This window comes from Paenibacillus sp. FW126-R14, assembly GCF_058789495.1.
This window is the reverse complement of the sequence record NZ_JBYTBS010000072.1, coordinates 1-19,974: the sequence shown is the minus strand read 5'-3', so window position 1 is coordinate 19,974 and position 19,974 is coordinate 1. Positions and strand designations below refer to the sequence as shown.

General features: G+C 51.5%; 15 protein-coding genes. All 15 read right to left on the bottom strand.

Going from position 1 to position 19,974, the window contains the following annotated elements:
* Positions 1 to 178 precede the first annotated feature (178 nt).
* Positions 179 to 820: a nucleotidyltransferase family protein gene (locus AC3WRW_RS29525; protein WP_492549790.1), complete on the bottom strand. Its 642-nt coding sequence runs from the start codon at positions 818 to 820 to the stop codon at positions 179 to 181.
* Positions 814 to 1,812 (bottom strand): XdhC family protein, encoded by a 999-nt coding sequence (locus AC3WRW_RS29520; RefSeq protein ID WP_492549789.1) that lies wholly within the window; start codon positions 1,810 to 1,812, stop codon positions 814 to 816. The genes AC3WRW_RS29525 and AC3WRW_RS29520 overlap by 7 nt, the downstream gene beginning before the upstream one ends.
* Before the next feature lie 34 nt (positions 1,813 to 1,846).
* Positions 1,847 to 3,442, bottom strand: a complete 1,596-nt coding sequence (gene ggt, locus AC3WRW_RS29515; RefSeq protein ID WP_492549788.1) for a gamma-glutamyltransferase — start codon at positions 3,440 to 3,442, stop codon at positions 1,847 to 1,849.
* Positions 3,436 to 4,680, bottom strand: a complete 1,245-nt coding sequence (locus AC3WRW_RS29510) for a pyridoxal-phosphate-dependent aminotransferase family protein (RefSeq protein ID WP_492549787.1) — start codon at positions 4,678 to 4,680, stop codon at positions 3,436 to 3,438. Before AC3WRW_RS29510 ends, ggt begins: the two co-directional genes overlap by 7 nt.
* Positions 4,667 to 5,956 carry a Zn-dependent hydrolase gene (locus AC3WRW_RS29505; protein ID WP_492549786.1) on the bottom strand — a complete coding sequence of 430 codons (1,290 nt, stop codon included), beginning with the start codon at positions 5,954 to 5,956 and terminating at the stop codon, positions 4,667 to 4,669. The genes AC3WRW_RS29510 and AC3WRW_RS29505 overlap by 14 nt, the downstream gene beginning before the upstream one ends.
* Entirely contained in the window at positions 5,949 to 7,349 is a 1,401-nt protein-coding gene (locus AC3WRW_RS29500) for an allantoinase (protein WP_492549785.1), read from the bottom strand. Before AC3WRW_RS29500 ends, AC3WRW_RS29505 begins: the two co-directional genes overlap by 8 nt.
* 50 nt (positions 7,350 to 7,399) lie before the next feature.
* Entirely contained in the window at positions 7,400 to 7,756 is a 357-nt protein-coding gene (gene uraH, locus AC3WRW_RS29495; RefSeq protein ID WP_492549784.1) for a hydroxyisourate hydrolase, read from the bottom strand.
* A complete protein-coding gene (gene pucL / locus AC3WRW_RS29490; protein WP_492549783.1) occupies positions 7,753 to 9,216 on the bottom strand; it encodes a factor-independent urate hydroxylase in 1,464 nt (487 codons plus the stop codon). Before pucL ends, uraH begins: the two co-directional genes overlap by 4 nt.
* Before the next feature lie 222 nt (positions 9,217 to 9,438).
* Positions 9,439 to 10,368, bottom strand: a complete 930-nt coding sequence (locus AC3WRW_RS29485; RefSeq protein ID WP_492549782.1) for an ABC transporter permease — start codon at positions 10,366 to 10,368, stop codon at positions 9,439 to 9,441.
* Between the two features lie 60 nt (positions 10,369 to 10,428).
* On the bottom strand, positions 10,429 to 11,550 hold the full coding sequence (locus AC3WRW_RS29480; protein ID WP_492549781.1) for an ABC transporter permease: 1,122 nt from the start codon (positions 11,548 to 11,550) through the stop codon (positions 10,429 to 10,431).
* Positions 11,547 to 13,055 (bottom strand): ABC transporter ATP-binding protein, encoded by a 1,509-nt coding sequence (locus AC3WRW_RS29475; RefSeq protein ID WP_492549803.1) that lies wholly within the window; start codon positions 13,053 to 13,055, stop codon positions 11,547 to 11,549. The genes AC3WRW_RS29480 and AC3WRW_RS29475 overlap by 4 nt, the downstream gene beginning before the upstream one ends.
* Before the next feature lie 314 nt (positions 13,056 to 13,369).
* A complete protein-coding gene (gene chrA / locus AC3WRW_RS29470; RefSeq protein ID WP_492549780.1) occupies positions 13,370 to 13,903 on the bottom strand; it encodes a chromate efflux transporter ChrA in 534 nt (177 codons plus the stop codon).
* A complete protein-coding gene (gene chrB / locus AC3WRW_RS29465; protein WP_492549779.1) occupies positions 13,900 to 14,493 on the bottom strand; it encodes a chromate efflux transporter ChrB in 594 nt (197 codons plus the stop codon). Before chrB ends, chrA begins: the two co-directional genes overlap by 4 nt.
* Before the next feature lie 242 nt (positions 14,494 to 14,735).
* Entirely contained in the window at positions 14,736 to 18,350 is a 3,615-nt protein-coding gene (locus AC3WRW_RS29460) for a heparinase II/III family protein (RefSeq protein WP_492549778.1), read from the bottom strand.
* Positions 18,351 to 18,608: 258 nt separating this feature from the next.
* Positions 18,609 to 19,454 carry a helix-turn-helix transcriptional regulator gene (locus tag AC3WRW_RS29455; protein ID WP_492549777.1) on the bottom strand — a complete coding sequence of 282 codons (846 nt, stop codon included), beginning with the start codon at positions 19,452 to 19,454 and terminating at the stop codon, positions 18,609 to 18,611.
* Between the last annotated feature and the right edge of the window lie 520 nt (positions 19,455 to 19,974).

Sequence of the window (19,974 nt, the reverse complement as noted above, 5' to 3'; positions counted from 1 at the left end):
TCGAAATAATGGAAATACCGGACCCCTAAGATCATCCGTAATTAAATTAGCTCAACTATAAACAATCCCCAAAAACAGAGTCAACTAACTTAACATGAATTTGTGTTTTTGTATAAAAAAATAGCGCATTATTAGTAATAATGCACTTTTCGCTACTTTTATGTTATTTAAGTTAACATTAAATCATGTTCGCATATATTTTCTTAGCCTCTTCAAACCGTTCTGCTGTGTCGATGTCCATGAATTTAAGTTGTTTTTCCTCTATGACGCGTCCACGGTACAGCGGCGAGCGAAACAGGGATCGCGCCCCTGCGTCCCCTTCCAGAGAGGCTGCCGCAGGCCACATACCCGGCCCCATAATCAGCGGAGGCTTCGGCATTCCCTGATCCCCGCTGGCGATGTAATCCTCCCCTGCATCTTCATGAAATGCATGCATAAGGCCGCACAACATAGGCCCGTCGATAAAAGGCTGATCCGCCAGCAGCACCATGATGCCCTCCGCACCCTGCTCTTTGGCTTCCCGGATACCGGTGCGTAGCGAATGTGCCATCCCGTATTCCGCGTCATGACAGACGGCAATTCGGCAGCGCCCCAGCATGATCTGCTCTTGAGCGAAGATTGGCAGCCAATTCAGCGTATCGCCTTCACGCACGACAATAATGACACTATACAAATCTGATTGTAGAGCTTGCTGGAGAGCAAGCCCGCCGAGCCGTACGCCATCTGCGATTTCCAAGGACGTCTTCGCCGTCCCCATTCGTCTGGAGCTGCCCGCTGCCAAATAGACGCCAACGACTTTCCGCTTTCCGGCGTTCACCATGTGCGGGCCCCTTGGATATCCAGCCCTGACGCGACAGAGGAGCTCCTCTCTCCATTTGCGCGAACACCGCGCTTTATACGAATCAATTCCGCTACGATACTGACCGCGTTCTCGACAGGTCCTTCCGAGCCGATGCGCAGACCCACCGGGTAATGGACCCAAGCGGGGCGCTCCACGCCATCCAGCAGCTTCTCTGAACGCACTCTGGAGCCCATAATGCCAAGGTAACGCAGACTCATTTTCGCCGCTCCGCGCACGAACTCGGCATCCTTATCGAACTGGTGGCTCATCACGACGACATAATCCTCAGCGGTCAGCTTCAGCTTTTCAAGCAAAGTCCCCGGAAAAGCGGCAATCGTCTCCGCTCCGGGAAAACGTTCCGCCGTGCAGTAAGCATCGCGCCAGTCCGCGATCACGACGCGAAATCCGCTGCTCAAGGCCAGCCCCGCAAGCGGAATGGCATCGTCGTTCGCACCAAACACGACGACCCTCGGCTTCGGCTTGAACGTGTAAACATAGCGGCCAGACGAGGAGCCGCAAGCGGCAGAAGATCCTTCAAGCGCGTCGCACAGGCTGTACCGGATATCGGAGTACCCCTCAATAAACGTACGGACTAGCTGCCTCGCTTCTCCGCGATCCAAGGCCGCTTTGGCAGCCAAGAGGTGCACGAGCAGTTCGCCGGTCACTGGCTCCAGCAGAATGCGGATCAATCCGCCGCACCCGATCGTTTCGCCCCATCCGAAATCGTCGGCAGGCCGCATGTCATACTCGACCATTTGCGGCTTCTGCGATTCCTCGACCAGAGGCACATACCCGGACAGATCGGCCTCCAAGCAGCCGGGAGATATGCTCCCAACCGAGCTTCCATCCGCCATCAACAGCATCATTGCCCCTTGCTTGCGGTAAGCGTGACCATCCACATGAATAACCGTCGCCAACACAGCCGGCTGGACATAACGCTCTACCGTTTCCAAAATGTCATAGGCCTCCATCACTCACCGCTCCTCGCTTTATGGCATCATCGTTTTACCAGCCGATTGCTAAACCGTCACCCCGCGGATCCGCAGCGCCGCTCAGAAAGCCTCGCTCATCAAGAACAATCCCTTGGGCTTGCCCCATAATGCCATCCCAAGGATTCACGGGCTCAACCCGGTGTCCCCATTTTTTGAGGCGGGCATAGACCTGATCATCCAATCGATGTTCGAGCTTCAAAGCGTCCCCATCTTCTCCCCATGTGCGCCCGTATACCCAACGGGGCAGTGATATAGCTTCTTGAATCGACAGCCCATAGTCCAGCACGCCGGTCAGAATGGAAAGCTGCGTTTGCGGCTGCCCTTCTCCGCCTTGTGTGCCAAACAGCATGTAAGGCTTGCCCGCTTTGCCGACCATCGCCGGCATTAACGTATGAAACGACCTTTTTTGAGGCTCCAGCACATTCGCACAAGCAGGGTCCAACGAGAAAAAGGAGCCCCGGTTTTGCAAAATGATTCCCGAATCGCCCGGCACATAGGCAGCGCCAAAGTCGAAATATAAGCTTTGAATGAAAGAAACCGAATTGCCTTCCCCGTCAACAACCGCCGCATAAGCCGTATCCTGGCCGATCGCCGGAGATAAGTGTTCGCTTGCCTTGAACGGTGCCTCTTGGATAGTCTGCCAGAGTTCCTTGGCATAAGCCTTAGACAGCAGCCGCTCCAGCGGGATCTCCCGGAAATGGGGATCGGTTAAGTACAGATCGCGGTCTTTAAACGCCTTTTTAATGACTTCCGACATGATATGATAAAAGTTGGCTGAAGCTCTGGGAATCGCGCTTACCTCTATATGCTCCAGCATATTCATCATCATCAGCGCGGTGAATCCTTGCGAGTTCGGCGGCATTTGATAAATGTCATACCCGCGATACGTGGTGGAGAGCGGTTTCACCCATTCTCCGGCATACTGCCGGAAGTCCTCCTCCTGCAGCAAGCCGCCATCCTGCTGAATGCTCTCCACCATATTTTTCATGACATCGCCCTTATAAAAGGCATCCCGCCCCTCCCGCGCAATCCGGCGAAGCGTCTCAGCCAGCTCTTTCTGAACCAGACGATCTCCTTCATTTAAAAGCTCACCGCCGGCCATATATAGCGCGCTAAGCTGTTCGGAAGCCCGTATGAACGCTTCATCCTTCTTCATCCAAAAGCGTAAATTGCGCGAGATCGGGAACCCTTTTTCGGCATAGGCAATCGCAGGCTCCAGCAGCTTCTCCCAAGGCAGCCTGCCGTACTTCTCCCACACCTGCCACCAGGCATCTACCATGCCCGGCACGGTGATCGCGCTCAGAACCCCTCTCTGCGGAATCGCTTGCAAGCCTTTGGCCCGGTAAAAATCAGGCGTCGCCTGCGCTGCAGACTTCCCGCTCCCGTTAAAGCCCGTATAGGTGCCTGTTGCTGCGTCATACATCAGGAAAAAAGCGTCCCCGCCGATGCCCGTCATATGCGGATAAACGACACCCAGCGCCGCACTAATCGCAATCGCGCTGTCAAAAGCGCTGCCTCCCTGCTGTAAAATCCCACTTCCTACACTGCTCGCCAAATAATGCGGCGTGGCAACCATCACATGTTCCGCTCGCGGCATGATGTTCAACATGGCTGTTTCTCCTCTGCATGAGCATATTGGCGTAAAGCTGCTTGCAGCGCTTTGCCTGCGTTGAATTCGGCACCGTGCCAGAGGAGAACAGCCTCGAGAGCGCCGAGTACATGAAGCACGTTTTTCTGATTGCAGCTGAAGCCCATCGTGCCGATTCGCCAGATTTGACCTTTGAGCGGTCCGAAAGAACTGGCGATTTCAATCCCGAACGTGTTCAGCAGCATGGAACGGACAGCTTCTCCGTCTAAGCCCTCGGGGATGAGGATGCAGGTTACGACCGGAAGCTTGCAGTCCGGATTCCCATACAGCTTCAGTCCCATAGCCTCCAGGCCGGCGACCAATGCCGCCTCATGCCGTTTATGACGCTTGAACCGCTCCTCAAGCCCCTCCTGCAGGACCAGCCGCAGCCCTTCCCGCAAGGCGTAGAGCATCGACGTCGCTTCCGTGTGATGATTGAGCCGCTTCGGGCTCCAGTAGTCCTGCAGCATGCCAAGGTCAAAATAGTTGCTCGCCACCGGCTTCCTGCCGGACACCTCCGCCCCTTGCTCGCGCAGCCCCCGTTCGATCGTCTTGCGGCGCAGCACCTTGGCTTCGACGCGTTCGTTATAGGTGATGGGCGACAGGCCGGAAGGGACGGACAGGCACTTCTGCGTCCCGCCGATGACCGCATCGAGCTGCCATGCATCGGTCATTACCGGGGCGCCGCCGATCGTGGCTACCGCGTCCACAACGAGCAGCGCGTCCGCTTCACGGCAAGCCGCTCCGATGCCTTCGAACGGTTGGATGCAGCCCGTGGACGTTTCGCCGTGAACCATGGCCACGATGTCCGGCTTCTCCCGGCGGATAGCGTCGACGATTTCCTGCGGTTCGAACACGGTGCCCCACTCCCGCTCCAGCATGACAACCTCGGCTCCGCAGCGCTCCGAGATTTCCACGAGCAGATGACCGAAGCGTCCATAAATTGGAACAAGCACCTTATCGCCCGGTTCAATCACACTGACAAGCACGGCTTCAATCCCTGAACGCGAGGTGCCGTCTACCGGGAAAGCCCATTGATTGTTCGTTTGAAACACTTCGCGAAGCATTTCCATCGTTTCATTCATCAATTCTGTGAATTCCGGATCGAACTGCCCCAGAATCGGATAGGACATAGCACGAAGCACCCGGGGGTCGACCTCTACGGGTCCGGGAGTCATAATCGTTCTCAGCGAAGGCGATAAGTCCTTATATAATTTCATCTGCTTCTCCCCCATAGCCATATTGGTATAAAACGTGAACCAATGTTTGGAACCCGGCGACCAGATCGCCGGCTTCCGTAAACTCCGCAGGACTGTGGCTGATGCCCGCCACGCTCGGCACGAAGATCATCGCCGACGGGCAGATAGGCCCGAACAGCTGAGCATCATGCCCCGCTCCGCTCGGCAGCCGCATACTTGGAAAGCCGCCTGCTTCACAAGCCGCTTCGATGGCTGTCGAAAGGCCCTCATGCATAGCCACAGGCGAAGCCTGTAAATTTTCAACCGTTTCTATAGTAAGCCCTCTTCGCAGTGCGATTTCTTCGAGCTTTGTTAGCAACCTTACACAGAATGTACGCATCTCAGGCTCGTCAGTATGCCGGATATCAAGCGTAAACGATACGTCTCCCGGCACCACATTCGAGGTTCCCCGTTTTACTTCCAACCGCCCCACGGTAGCAACGAGCGGCTCTCCCGCTTCAAGTGCCATTTGCTCCGTTAGCGTCACCATTTCAGCAGCTCCGGCGAGCGCATCCCTGCGCATTGTCATCGGGGTCGTACCCGCATGATTGGAGCTTCCTGTCACATGTACAGTCAATCGAATTTGACCGACGATGGCGGTAACAACGCCAATTTGTTTATGTTTATACGTCAAGACGGAACCTTGTTCGATATGAACCTCGATATATGCGCCAATCTGCTCGCGCTTAGCCGGATGCTCTCCCAAGCCGGCGGCATCGAAGCCCGCTTGCCGCATCGCCTCAAGCAAGGTGACGCCAGCCGGCTCGGCAAGCTCAGCCGCCTGCGCCAATGACCTTGCGCCCGTGACATGCCCCGAGCCCCAATAAGCCAGCGGGAAACGGCTTCCCTCTTCTTCACAGAATGAAACGGCTTCCAACGTTCGCTTCGGCTTCCCGTACGCCGCCTTCAAATAGCCCAGCGCCATCATGGAGGCGACGACGCCGTATGCGCCGTCGTATTTTCCGCCGTTTTTGACCGTATCGACATGCGATCCTGTCAGCACCGGCTTCAAGGCAGTCTGGCTGCCTGACAATTTCCCAAACACATTGCCAACCGCATCAAAAGCGGCTTCCAACCCCAGCTGCTGCATTTTACTAACAAGCGCATGCTGCGCTTGCAGCCAAGGCTCTGTGTAAAGCAGCCGGGTCACTCCCCCCTCCGGATCTGCTCCATACGAGGAAAGCTCCTCCAACACTTCCAGCATCCGCTCGCCGAATTGAGCAAGCAGGTCTTGTGAATTCGGTATCCGTTTAGCCACCGCCGCCACCTCCACCCCCAGCGATAACTGCGGGACGCAACCACGCCCCTTCAGCAAGAGAGGCAACACCTTCGCCAAGCTCATACACCTTTCTTCCACGGCAAAAGGTCGCTTTCACACGGCATTCGAACGTCCGCCCCACGTAGGGACTATGCTTGTGGCGGTAAAGCAGATCATTCGCCTGCAGCGTATAGAAGCCGTTCAAATCTACCAAAGCCAAGTCGGCATCCGCTCCGACAGCAATAGCTCCCTTGCGAGGATACAAGCCAAAACGCTTGGCAGGCTCAAGCGACAGCATCCTCGACAGTTCGGGCAGCGGCACATTTCTGCGGAGATGCCCTTCATCCAGCATCAGCTCCATGGAGCTCTGCGCCCCGGAGATGCCGCCCCACGCTTCGAAGAAATCCCCCTGCTTCATCGACGTTGGGCATGGGGAATGATCCGAAGCGAGAATGTCGAGCCGTCCGGCCAGGAGCTCCGCCCACAGCCGGTTTTGATCTCCCGCCGTGCGCAGCGGAGGCGCGCACTTCGCAACCGGACCCAGCTGTGCCAAATCCTCGCTGGTCAGCGCCAAATAATGCGGGCACGTTTCTACCGTAACGTCCAGCCCTTTGGCCTTCGCTTCGGCGATGGCCTCCACGCCTTCCGCGCTGGAGATGTGCACGAAGTGCAGCTTGCAGCCCGTTTGTTCTGCGTAGCGCAGCGCACGCTTCACCGCTTCCAGTTCCGCCTCAATCGGCCTCGTGTCCACGAAGTCGAGCGCTCCCCGCCTGCCTTCTTCCTGAGCCTTGGCGGCTCGCTTGGACACGATCTCCTCGCTTTCGGCATGAAGGGCGAGCACAAGCCCCAAGCGGGCTATCTCCTGCATCCCTGTGAAGAGTGTTTGATCGTCAGCCTCGGCGAAAATATCTTCCCCTTCTCCGCCGGGACAGGACATGAAGGCTTTGAATCCGATGACTCCGGCCTCCGCCAATCCTTGCAGATCGCCGGCATTGCCGGGAACCAATCCGCCCCACAGCGCATAATCGACCAAGGATTGTCCTTCAGCCGCCGCCAACTTCCTATCAAGCGCGCTAACTCTTACCGTAGGAGGAACGCCATTCAGCGGCATATCGATATAAGTCGTACATCCTCCGGCTGCGAGCGCCGCAGAACCTGTCGCAAACCCCTCCCAGTGACCGAGCGCGGGCTCATTGAAATGAACATGCGCATCGACCATGCCAGGCAGAACATGCAGGCGCTCTGCATCATAGACAGGCGTATGCTCCGCGCACATGAGGTTTTCACCAAGTGCGGCAATTTTACCGCCACGAATACCGATGTCTATCCGCCGGACTTCATCTATGAGAACGACGTTTCCATTGCGAATCACGAGGTCAAAATGGTTATCCATCCGAAATTCCTCCCCGGAAGCTTTGATATAGCAGCGCTTGTCACCAATCGCTAGCTGCCTCTGTATGTGTTATATCCCCATGGCGCAATTAACAGAGGGACGTGATAATGGCTGTCTGCCGCCGCAACGCCGAACCGGATCGGCACTTGATCCAGAAAAGGCGGGTCGGCCAGCTGGATGCCGGCTTCCCGAAAATATTCGCCGACATGAAAGACCAGTTCATACGTACCAGGCGTAAAATCTTCCCCGCTTAACAGCGGACCCGGCAGCCGGCCGTCCTCATTCGTGACGACTTCGCTCAGCAGGTCCGACCACCCTTCTTGAAGACGGTACAGCTCAATGCGTACAGCTTTCGCAGGTTTACCTTGACTGATATCCAGAACGTGCGTCGTTAGTCCAGCGCTCATAGGCCCTCCAGGTCACGCTTTGTCATCGAAAAGCCTTGAAATCCGTACGGCGGTCTAGGCTCAGTAAACACCTTTCCTTCACCTGCCGAGGCTTGCTCCAGAATCGTTTCCCATGTACGGTTATTGGATTCAAACCGAATCTCTTTTAGCTGCGGAAACCTTAGTAACGCCCGCTGCCCGATGCGGTAGATGAGATTTTGGATCGAAGGGGAATGCTGTTCGTGAAAAACGGTATGCGCAATATCCCGAATTTGCTCGGAAGCCACATAACGGCCCCGATCCGAGTCCAGCGCATCCTCCACTTCTTCATAGCTCCAAGCCATATCCAGAAAAATAAATAACGGGCGGTCATACGATTCCGGAAGCGTCGTATACTCATCTCGTACGAAGCCTGCGAATGAACTGCCTTTTACCTTGATCAGCTTCAGATCGGCAATACCGCCTTCATACTCCACAACGGCGATCCCCTCTTCCGTTCGCGCCATTTCCACCTTGGCTGTCGGATGCTCATTTTGCGAATACCGGTATACCAAATGACCGTTCTCGAAACCTTCGGCTCCAGGTACCGGCAGGACATCGAAAGCAACTTGGTCGGCCGTCATTTTCACGCCGGTCATCTGTGGATAAGTCTCTAGGAACTTACGGCTTGCGAATGCCAGAAACCCTTCGGCCGTTGCGCCTTCATATTCTCCCGCTTTGCGCAGAATGAAATTTTTCATGGAGTCCGTGGCCACCACCAACGTGTTATCGCCTTCCGTGAAAGAAGTGAAAAACTTTTCTCCGCTAACCGCCACCTTAATATTCATACCGAACAGCACATTGTCTCGTCCGACAAAACCCGATTCAGGAATTAACGTTAGATTCGTAAGCGGCTTGGCATAGGACCTGTATACCCATACGTCGCCTTTTCCGTAGTACATGATTCTCTCTGATCCGTTCTTCATCGCTTTCCCCTCCGCTGCGTTGACTAACAATGCCTCCAGACGAAACCGCCCGATTTTGCAAACCTCCTGCAAAGCCATGACCAGCTCTTCCTTCACCTCTCGATGAATCCGCTGACTAAGCGCTTCGCGTATCGTTTCCTTGGTCTGACCCTTAACTGCCATGATGAACGGAAACTGAAAAGCCTCCGTATACCGCTTGTTTAGCTGAAGAAACAACTCATATTCTTCCGGTGAAAGCTGGTTTAGACCGGCTCCCGCTTGCTCCTGTACGGAATGCTCCGTCATTCGAACGCGCGTTCCCAAATCAGGGTGCGCTCGAAGCAGCGCCAACTGCTCTTGTTGATGGGCACGCCATACCTCTCGTTCCAGGCTGGAGATCAGGTCCTGTATGGTTGCAAAAGGCCTCGAACTCCACGCACGCTCCGCTACCCAAGGGGAGTGTTCGAACAAGGGACCGAAGGCATCGACAAACCCTTCTTGTGTCATTTCATTCACTTGCTGCAGCGTTTGCGTCATTACCGTTCACCTCGCCAACGTCATAAATGTTAACATTCATGTTCAAGATTTGTTTCATTGTACTGGCGCCATCCCTATGGGTCAATTTATATGAAAGAAGTTTGTAAACTTTCATAACATCCGTAATTTTTTTTGTGAAATTACAAAAAAAGGCCGCTAGGGGATAAAGAAACTCTCCCTAACGGCTTTTTTATTTTGTAACGTTCAGCAAAATTGTTCACCTTACAGCCTCTGCTCCCGAATATAAGGAACGCCGAGCGCCTCAGGGGCGCCGGACGGCTTATTGCGGCTGCGCCAGCCTAAGAACATCAACACCAGTATGGTCACGATGTAAGGTATCATTTTCAGAAAGTACGAAGGAATATGACTGCCAATCAGCTGGACACGGAACCCCAGAATGTCGAGCACCCCGAAGAAATACGCGCACACCAAAGCGCGAATCGGGTTCCATCTGGCGAATATGATTAGCGCCACTGCGATCCATCCACGTCCTGACGTCATCCCTTCATTCCACGTTGGCGTGTACACGAGCAGCAGATCCGCTCCGCCAAGACCGATCAGCATCGAGCCGATGATGATACAGCCGTAGCGAATCGCGACCACTGGAATTCCCATAACGTCGGCGGTTGCGGGATTATCCCCCACCGCTCTCAGATGCAGCCCCCACGAGGTGCGATGGAGGAATAGATGCATCACGATCACCAGCACAAAGCTAAACCAAGTGAACAGATCCATATGAGCAAAGATTTTCCCAAAGAGAGGCACACTCTCCAGCCAGGTCAAATGAAGCTTCGGCACCGCCCCAACCAACGGCTGTCCGCTAACCGGCTTCCCCAAATAGGCGCTAAGCCCCGTACCGAATATCGTCATCGCCAGCCCGCAGACCACCTGATTGGCATGCAGGGAAACACAAAGAACCCCGTGCAGCCCCCCCAGCATTCCGCTCACGGCAAGTACGGCGAGGATCGTCCATAGCAAATTTCCGGTATGTATATACAGCAGACATGAGGTTACCGCTCCCATCAGCATAAGCCCTTCGGCGCCTAATTGGGTAATGCCGGATCTCTCAATGAGAATCCCGCCCAACACGGCTAGAAGCAGCGGAGTTCCCGACGAAATAGCTGAAACGATTATTTGCGTAATGATCTCCATCACTTCTCAGCCCCTCTCCATTAACATCGATGCAAAAAGCACTCTCAGCTCCCAGCTTGCTCAACTATTGCGGCGTATGCGAAATTTCCCAGCCAGGCCTCCTGCAATCAGGAAAAACAAAATCGCTCCTTGAATCATCGACGAAATCGAGGACGGAAGGCCGATCGTTTGCACGCTATACCCACCGACAATAAGTCCGCTAAAAAGCACCGACGAAACCACCAGACTAAGCGGGTTCAGCTTTGCCAGCCATGCCACAATAATAGCCGTGTATCCATATCCCGGAGATATCCCGTACATCAGACGGTGCGCCACCCCGGAAACTTCCCCCATGCCGGCAATTCCGGCCAGACCTCCGCTAATGATCATGACGACCATCACATGTCGAGAGATCCGTATGCCTGCATTCCGCGCCGCCTCCGCGTTGGCTCCAATTAGACGAAGCTCGTAGCCCCAGCGGGTATAACGTATGACGAAAGCATAGAGCAGCACCCCGATGATGGCAAAAAGGATGCCCCAATGGAGCCGCGAAGCGCCAAAAGTGGGTAACGACTGCGCCGCCGTGAACATCGGCGAACCCGGGAAGTTGAAGCCCTTCGGGTCTTTCCATGGACCGAAAACGGCATAATTCAAGCCAAGCAAAGCTACATAATTCAGCATAAGCGAGGTGATCAGTTCATTGACTTGGAAGTAGATCCTAGGGATCGCCGTCAACAACCCCCATAGTCCGCCCGCTGCGATACTTGCCACGACCATGAGAGGAATCGACATATACATCGGCAAATGCGGAAAATAAATCGTTACCGCCGTTGCCGCCATCGCGCCGGCCAAAAACTGTCCCTCGGCCCCGATGTTCCACACGGAAATCCGGTACGCGATCGATACTCCCAAGCCGCAGAGCAGCAGCGGAATGGCTTTAACCAACGTCTCCGTCAGGCCGAAGGAAGAACCGAAGGCCCCTTTCAGCATTTTGCCATACACCATAATCGGGTTCATGCCGTTCAAAGCTATAAAAATCCCGCAAGCGGCAAGCGCCAAAACGATGGATACAATCGTTATCCACCATGGGTTTTCCCGACCCGCAGGGTCAATCTCGAACCGGTACGGCAGTCGAACGCCCGATTCCCGCTTGATATTTTTCGTCTCGGTCGGAATGGTTCCAGCCGTTTGCTGCTCGCTCATCCTGCATCCTCCTTCTCTGATCCCGCCATCAGCATCCCCAAATGCTCACGGGTCGCTTCTTCTCGAGGAATATCACCTACGATGCGCCCGCCGTACATGACCAGAATCCGGTCAGACAGCTGCAAGACCTCATCCAGATCTTCCGATATGAGCAGCACGGACCTTCCCTTCTTGCGCAAATCCTCCAGCAGGGCATGCACACCGGCGGTTGCGCCTACATCGAGCCCTTGCGTGGGGTGTACGGCAACCATCAGCTTCGGTTCGAGATCAATCTCTCTGGCGAGCAGCAGCTTCTGTTGATTGCCTCCCGACAAGAACTGAACAGGAGCATCGATTCCCGGCGTTTTTACGTCAAAAAGCTCGATGAGCTTTTGCGACCAGCTCCGGTTGCTCCCTGTGCGAAGCAGCCCGAAGCGTGAGCGCTCCGGAGCGCGATACGTTTTGAAGAGCAGGTTGTCGACGGCGCCCAGGCTCCCTGCGAGTCCGCTCTTCATCCTGTTTTCCGGCACATGGGCGATGCCTTGCCCGATAGCTCCGCGCACCGAACCGTTTTGTAGCGGCTTGCCGTCAAAACGAATCTCGCCGTCTTTCCACTGGCGGAGACCCGTCAACACTTCCGCAAGCTCCTTCTGTCCGTTGCCGGATACGCCGGCCACCCCGACAATCTCCCCTGCCTTCAGTTGAAAATGAAGCCCGTCCAGCACCTTGCGCCCATGGCCTCCATGCACATTCAGGCCTTTAACCACGAGCATGGCGCTGCCTTGCGGTTTCTCTCTCTTGATTGTGCGGTTGTGTACGCCCTCTTGGCCAACCATCAGCTGCGCCAAATCACGCTCGTTCGTCTCCGACTTCGCCATCGACGCGATCATCTTCCCTTTGCGCATCACAGAGATCCGATCCGAAACGAACATGACCTCTTTCAGCTTATGCGTCGTCATAATGACGGTCTTGCCTTCCTGCTTCATGCGGTTCAGCGTTTCGAACAACTGCTCCGCCTCCCCCGGCGTCAACACCGATGTCGGCTCATCCAAAATAATGAAGTCGGCGCCGCGATACAACGTCTTCACAATTTCAACGCGCTGCTGCTCGCCGACGGATAACTGCCAGATGGGCCGATCCACCGGAAACGGCAGACCGAAATGATTCGAAATCGCCTCAATCTCCTCCGACTTCCTAACCATCCACCGCGGGCCTCTCCAAAATGAGGAGGATTCCCCTAGCACAATGTTCTCCGCGGCCGTCAAAGTCTGTACAAGCCGGAAATTCTGAAACACCATTCCGATTCCAAGACGCATGGCATCCTTCGGCGAACGTATGCGCACCTTTTCACCGCGGATGTGAATTTCTCCATACGTTGGACGGTATACCCCAGAGAGCATGCACATCATCGTGCTTTTGCCGGCACCGTTTTCGCCAAGCAGCGCATGAACTTCTCCGGCTTTCGCCCCAAAATCGACTTGATCGTTGGCAATAACAGAGCCAAACTGCTTGATGATTCCCATCATCTCAACGGAATATTGCTCCTTTTTGTTCAATCGATGCGTCCCTCCTCGGCTAACCGTATATGCAAGGGCAGCATTTCCCCAGGAAGGATCTGCTGCCGCTTCATACTTCTATCCATTTGTTCCACTATACTGTTCAGATGAATTATACGTCAATTAACATAACATCAGATTTGGGAAGATCACGAAAGATGCTTCCAACTTTGTGCTGTTCACCAATATTTATGTCAACTTAGATTACAGGAAATTAAAAAAGAGCTGCCCCAAAGCGTCTTTACAGACTTTTCAGAGCAACTCTTACCTATTTTCGAATTATCTTATGAAAGAAATATACCGCCATACACGAAACCGATAACAATGACGAAAGCCGGATGAACCTTTTTCATTTGGATGAGATAGAAAGCAACCACGGCAATTCCAAAAAACTGCAGGTATCCGATCTCATTCGTCGATTCCACCAGGGAGCTCCACGTTACCAGCACCATCATGATCGCGATCACGGGCTGCACAAGCAGCGTCATGCCTTTAATCGCAGGCGATTGCTTATATTTCTGCAGCATATTCAGTAAAATAATGAGCGCAATAATCGACGGAACGACGGTTGCCGCAACAGTAATCAGAACACCGATCCATCCGGCGATTTCATAGCCGACATACGCGGCGATTTTCGTTGCAATCGGTCCCGGCAGCGCATTGCCCAAGGCCAGCATATTCGAGAACTCACTGCTAGTCATCCAATTATGATTCGTTACGATATCCTGATACATCAGCGGTATCGAAGAAGGGCCTCCTCCGTATCCAAATACATTGGATAGAAAGAAGCTGACGAATAAATGCCACCATTCCATCATACGTCATCACCTGTCCCCAGTCGCTTCTTCTTCCACTTATCCTTGAGCTTATGATGGAATGAGCCGTATAGCAGAAAAATAAAAATAACAATCGCCGGATGCACGGAGAACGTCTGCAGCAATAAAAAAGAAATAATGAAGAAAACAATGCCCGCTGCCCAGCCTAATCCCTTAACCGCTTTCTCGCCAAACTCATATGCCATTACAGCAAGCATCACAGCTACGATAGGCACTACAGCCGCTATCATCCCCTTGATCACCTTCGACGTGCTAAAAAACTGAATAAACGCATACAATCCGACCATCGCCACACAGGTAGGCACAATATGGGCAAGTACGCCTATCGTCGCTCCCCCTACACCCTTGAGCCGATAGCCCAGATAGCCGGCCAGCTTCGTTGCAATCGGTCCCGGCAGCGCATTCGCTATGGCCAGCACCTCCATAAACTCCTCATCTTTCATCCACTGAAAGCGTGTCACTGCTTCATAGCGGATCAACGGCACAATCGACGGTCCGCCGCCATATCCCAAAATCCCTGTCCTCAGCATCGCCATGCCGATTTGGACGTATGTATTTCCCACTCGTCTCACTCCTACTTCTGTCTTCTCCCATTGTAATATAATTTCTAAAGTTTTTATTGATTCTATCCCATCTTTGTGAAAAATGACAAGTTTCTTTTGCGTATTTGGATGCCTCGATAGGGTGGACACAGACCAAAATAGATAAATTCTGTGAAAAAAAGAGGTATTCCATATAGCAGGTTTCCCTACTTTACAGAATACCTCTCTTAGTAAAACTTCTTCAAATTCTCCTTAACTTTCTGCTTAACCATTCACGATCTAAAAGTTGCCGATCGCCGTGGAAGTATGGATGACATCTGCGGACCAGTTCTTAGGAATTGCGTCTTTACATAATTGTGATTGAACAGCTCAAGCCTCACGGGCTCGGTGTGTTTGGGGTTTGTCGGCACGACCGGAGCCGTCTCTGGCTCAGCGCTTGGCGATTCTATGGATGGATTCTCCGATCTATTCGGCTCTGTCGCATTGCCTAGCGGTTCTACAGTAGTGACCCCAGTCACCGTAAGCCTGTAACGATCCATGAATTCCCCATAAGTGGCTTCAATTACCGTCGTGCCCACTTGAAGCGCGCTGACCAATCCTTGCGCATTAACGACAGCTACGGATGGAACTGTACTGCGAAACGTTACGCCGTTTGCAAGTTCGGTCATACCGCTATTGTCGTATACAGCTTGCGCAACAATCCGATCTTCCTGCCCGATGCTTAATTGTGTTTTACCGTTTAATGTTAAGGCAGACATGACAGGTGCTTCTACGCTGGCTACGGGTATCAGACGTTTTGGGTATGCGTTGACTTTGGCATATCTTCTAAATATACCTCGTTCCTTGGCGTAATAGAACTGAGAAGAGTCGCCGGTGATTGTCTGGGAAGATATCATCAGGCTTAACTGTTTGTCCCCAGCCAATTCTGCCGCAACTTGCGTCTGAAGATCAATATTTACGGACTTCTCAGCAGGAGGCATCTTCCAGGAGGAAAAGACTTTTCCCGCAGCAGGCATGGTGCCATAGGTAACTGTCCCTTCCTTCCATGAGTCGCCATTGAGCGTCTGGATTTGATGTGTTTGATTCCCTTCAGAAGCAGCAGTCAATTCCAGTTGTGAAAATTCTGGCGTAAAGACAGCAGGATACCTCAAATCGAACCGGAGTAAAATATTACGAGCGCCGTGAGGGCTATTGTTTTTCAGCTCCAGCGTATTTGCGCCCCCTTGATTCCTTGTCAAGAAATTCGTATACACAGTTGCATCATCCGACACGGGGATCTCGTAATATTCAGCTTCCCGGATGTCATGGTTATATATGCGGTATTGATCGCTCAACGGACTCTGCATAGCCAGTGTCCCGATATCCGATAATTCCCCATCTCTCGCTTGCAATGCGAACTGATCGGCGATCTGAACTTCAGGCTTATCCTTAGGCGCGATGTACAAGTTATACTTCTTCGCGAAAAGGTATGCCTGTATGGTGACATGATAGGTCGCTCCCTTTTCGTAGGCTAAGGATGACACTTTCGCATACTTCGTTCCATCCCAAGCTTCGAAATAACCGTTCTCATTAAGTCTGAGCCGGATCGGCAAATCCGCGACGTCATTTGCCGCCATGGATTGTCCCGTATAGCCAATAATGCCCCCGCTTCGGTCTGCAGTCGGAATCAGATCGAATTCTATCGTTCTGGCCCCCGTATTCCCCGCTCCCAAATCCTTGCTGACCAGCGTTTTGGATGAATCCATGGAGGACACGCCAACGGCGTAAATATAGTCTCCTGAAACTGTAAAACCCGATAACGCAGCGCCATTTAGCTTAACGGTCGTGGCGCCAGGAGCGCGAATCGCAATCGCCGAAACGGCGCCGGGGTCGCTTGCGGCAACCAGATTGGATCCGTTAATCTCTACAGCGGTCCCATTCCAATCGACGGACATATCGCTCACGACCATTTTGGAAGCAATGAGATCGGTGCCGCTGTTCTTGAGTGTCGTACCCGATTTCAGGATGGCGGATTTGATCGTCCCATTGCTTTTTTTCTCAGCGTAGGCCAGCTTCCCGTCAAATGTAAACGTGTCGAAACTGCGCGTATACCGGGGATCTTCTTCGTGTGACAAGTAATAATAGCCCGAGGTTCCCGCTTCTGCGATATTATCGATCTTCAGCGAACTGGCGACAGTCGCCGGAACGGACGGCGCAATACCAAGCCGGCTAACCTTGATGTCGCGAGTTTCCCCACTCTGGGTCGGATACAAGATCGTATCGAAAGAAATATCTCCGGGTACGTTTTTCGTATAGGAAGTGTACTTGACGGTAGTATATGATCCCTCATTTTCGGCGTAATAGCCGTCATCGAGCGTAGCCGTCAATTGATCGGGATCTGCCGGAACGACTTGTAGATTGGCATCACTAAACCTGGTGCTTGTTTTTTTGGCGGCTGCATCCAACGTCGGATTAGCCTTATCCGTGAAATGCCAGGTTTGTTGGTACTTGTTTGTTCCCAAAGGGGCCTGCACATAGTCCGAAACAATAGAGAACGACGATTTCAGGAATAGCGTCTCCCTAGCATGCGTGAATCCAGGCACATTGTGGGTAACGCCAGTAACAAAACTAAATTTCCTATTATCTGTCCAATCTCTGAACCAGCCTTCTGCCAGATTTTGAGCGGTATCGTTAATTTCAATCGTATTATGCGACTCGGTTGAAAAACGCAGCCAATTGGAAACCGGATTGTTGCTGTAATTGTATTTACCCGGATCAATCAGTAGGGGCCTGCCATAGGCATAATAGGTGATGGCGTTGTCGTCGGGGTGCCTATGCTGCGTATCTTGTTTAAGATTCGTCGTCAAATGCCGGTCATTCGGCAACCAACCACTCCGCATCGAGGCAATTTTACCTACTGGATATAGAATGGACGTGTAGTTAGGCGGCGTTTCGTAATACCGGAGATGCGTACTCCTATAATTGGTATAATAGCTGTCTCCTAAATTGATCCCGCGACCGTTAGGGAACGAGATGTCGGTTAAGTATTTAATCATCTCGTGAATGGTTTTATCGATGCCATCGATAGTATCTCCGTTTGCGGATCCAAAATCTCTTATTCGCGAAAAATCTCCTATGGGAATAATGGTGTACATATCGCTGGATTCTTGATAGGCTCCGTCGCTGTAAGTCAGTGTCGAGACTAAATGGTTTATATTTTTCTTGACATTGGATAACCAAACGGGAGATGCCGTGAACTCAGGGAAATAGAGCGCCGTGAAATAAGAACCCTCTACGGTAAACGTTGCGTGGTTGCCATGACCGTAAAAGCCATTGCCCAAATAATTTTCTGTCAGCCAGAACGTTTTCAGAATATCCGTGTTGGCCTCCGTATTCATGGCAGGGCTGTTTTTCAACCGATGGTAGGCCTTCACCCAACTTCCGGTCCTCCCGCCAGCTTCCCAGTAGCTTGGATATGAGGCAATACCGCCGGAGGAAGCCTCGCCTTTAGCAATGTGGTCAAGCATGCCTTTGATTTCATTGGTATCTTTCGTCATATCCGTTGTGTTGCTGACTCCTGGAACAGTTCGAATAGTTCGATATTTATAATAGTTCAGCAGGTCCGTCTTGGCCTGTTCGTAATTCCCGGCCTTCACACTCGCTTGTACCGGGGCTAACCCTGGAAAATCGTCATAATTCAGCTTGCCGACAATTGACCATTGCCCCTTCGCTCCATCCCATACGCCGAAAAATACAGCGTCAGTCATTGTGCTTACACTGACGGTTGCAGCGTAAGCATGCGGAGTGTTTGCGAACAAAGGGATTGACCCTAGCAAGCCGGACAGCATAAACAGAATAACAACAGTACTTGCTTTTTTCAGGATAAGCTTTGCGTCTGTTAGTATCATTTCCTCACCTCATCATCGGATTAAAATATAACTATGCCCAGCAGCGCTATGCGAATGAAGAAACCTCCTCTCCTCGATGTTGCAATAAAGCTTCGTTCTCTCACCACCTTGCTCACTCACTTTTTTGCGACAATTTTATATTTGTTTCGACAATAATTATCTAAATTAGTCCATATATTTGTAAATAATGCATATACATTAGAACTTTTGTACTATAATAAAATCGGTCGCACCTTAAAATGAGTGTTAATCAAAATACTATATTGCGCCAAATGCTCTTAAAATTAGAGAAGCTTTAGAATTTACCTTTACTTTGGAGTTAATTTTGTTTATATACACTCTGACGGTATTCTCACTAATACCTATCAGTTTAGAAATTTGTTTGCAATCATAGTCTAATATCCAATAGTTGGCGATTTCGATTTCTCTTGGCGTTAGTTTATACTGATCAAGACGCTCTTGAACCAGTTCCTCTAATCCCCTCGCAGTGCCTATCGATTCATATTTCTTAAATTCGTTTTCTAGCGATGAAGCAATCATTTCAATACAAGGAAGAATATAAGTACCTGGTACATGATGTTCCGTTAAGATGCCTACTGTTCCAACTATGTTCTTATTAAAATTGCGAATAGGCATAGCTAATGAATTCCAACCCTTCATGAACTCCAGGTAGTGATCGTTACCTTGAACATATACCGCCCTTTGTAGCTCTGTGCATAAAGCAACAGCATTCGTTCCAGCGCTGGAAATGGCAAAAGAGGCGCCAATACCAATATTTCTTCTCGTCTCTATCATAGGAAGCAAATTATTGCTCCCATTGATCCACAGAGTTAAACCATGAGTATCTGTAATAAACAGCAAATACTCAAAGAATGAGAAGTTAGGCATGCAAGCATGTTGATTTTGTAGAATTTCCATCAGAATCTGGTTTCTGGCATTTATTCTTTTCAAATTGATGCCCTCGTAACGCTTCGCAATTTGTCTGGAACAACATTTTGGACCGTATAACTCTGATTTTGCTTGAGCAGCTTGAATAATCTCTCTGGATATACCCACTTCATGTTCAAATCTTTTCGTGTATGTTTGGTTATCAAGAAGCGTCATCAAAACTCTCCCCCTAGTAAATAGGAATTTCCTAATAATTAATATTCTGATTTAATATAAAAGTATAATTAGTTATAAAGTACCATTTCCTAGGTGATGCGTAAGTTCACCTCCTCATCTAGCTTAGTAGTTGTGGAATGATATGTTTCTTATCCTGTATCTCGCTTCTTTCTTCTCCTTTTCCCCCTTTATCTATTTTTTTAGTCTTTTGTAATATCGACCATCTTGAAAGCGGTTTTTATAAATTTTGGAAAACTATATTATAGTTACTATACAGTTTCTTATCAATATTAGGTATAGTACACGTTCGCTATGCTAGAAGACCTAAGTATTCTCCCAGTTATTGTTAATTCGAGCATCTGCGGTTTCTGATAGACTGGGGCAATTGAACGCAAAAAAGAACCTTACGAGAATATCTCCTCATAAGGCTCTTCTTTTGATTATGTGCTTGGCAACGTTCTACTCTCCCAGAACCCTGCGGTTCAAGTACCATCGACGCTGGAGGGCTTAACGGTCGTGT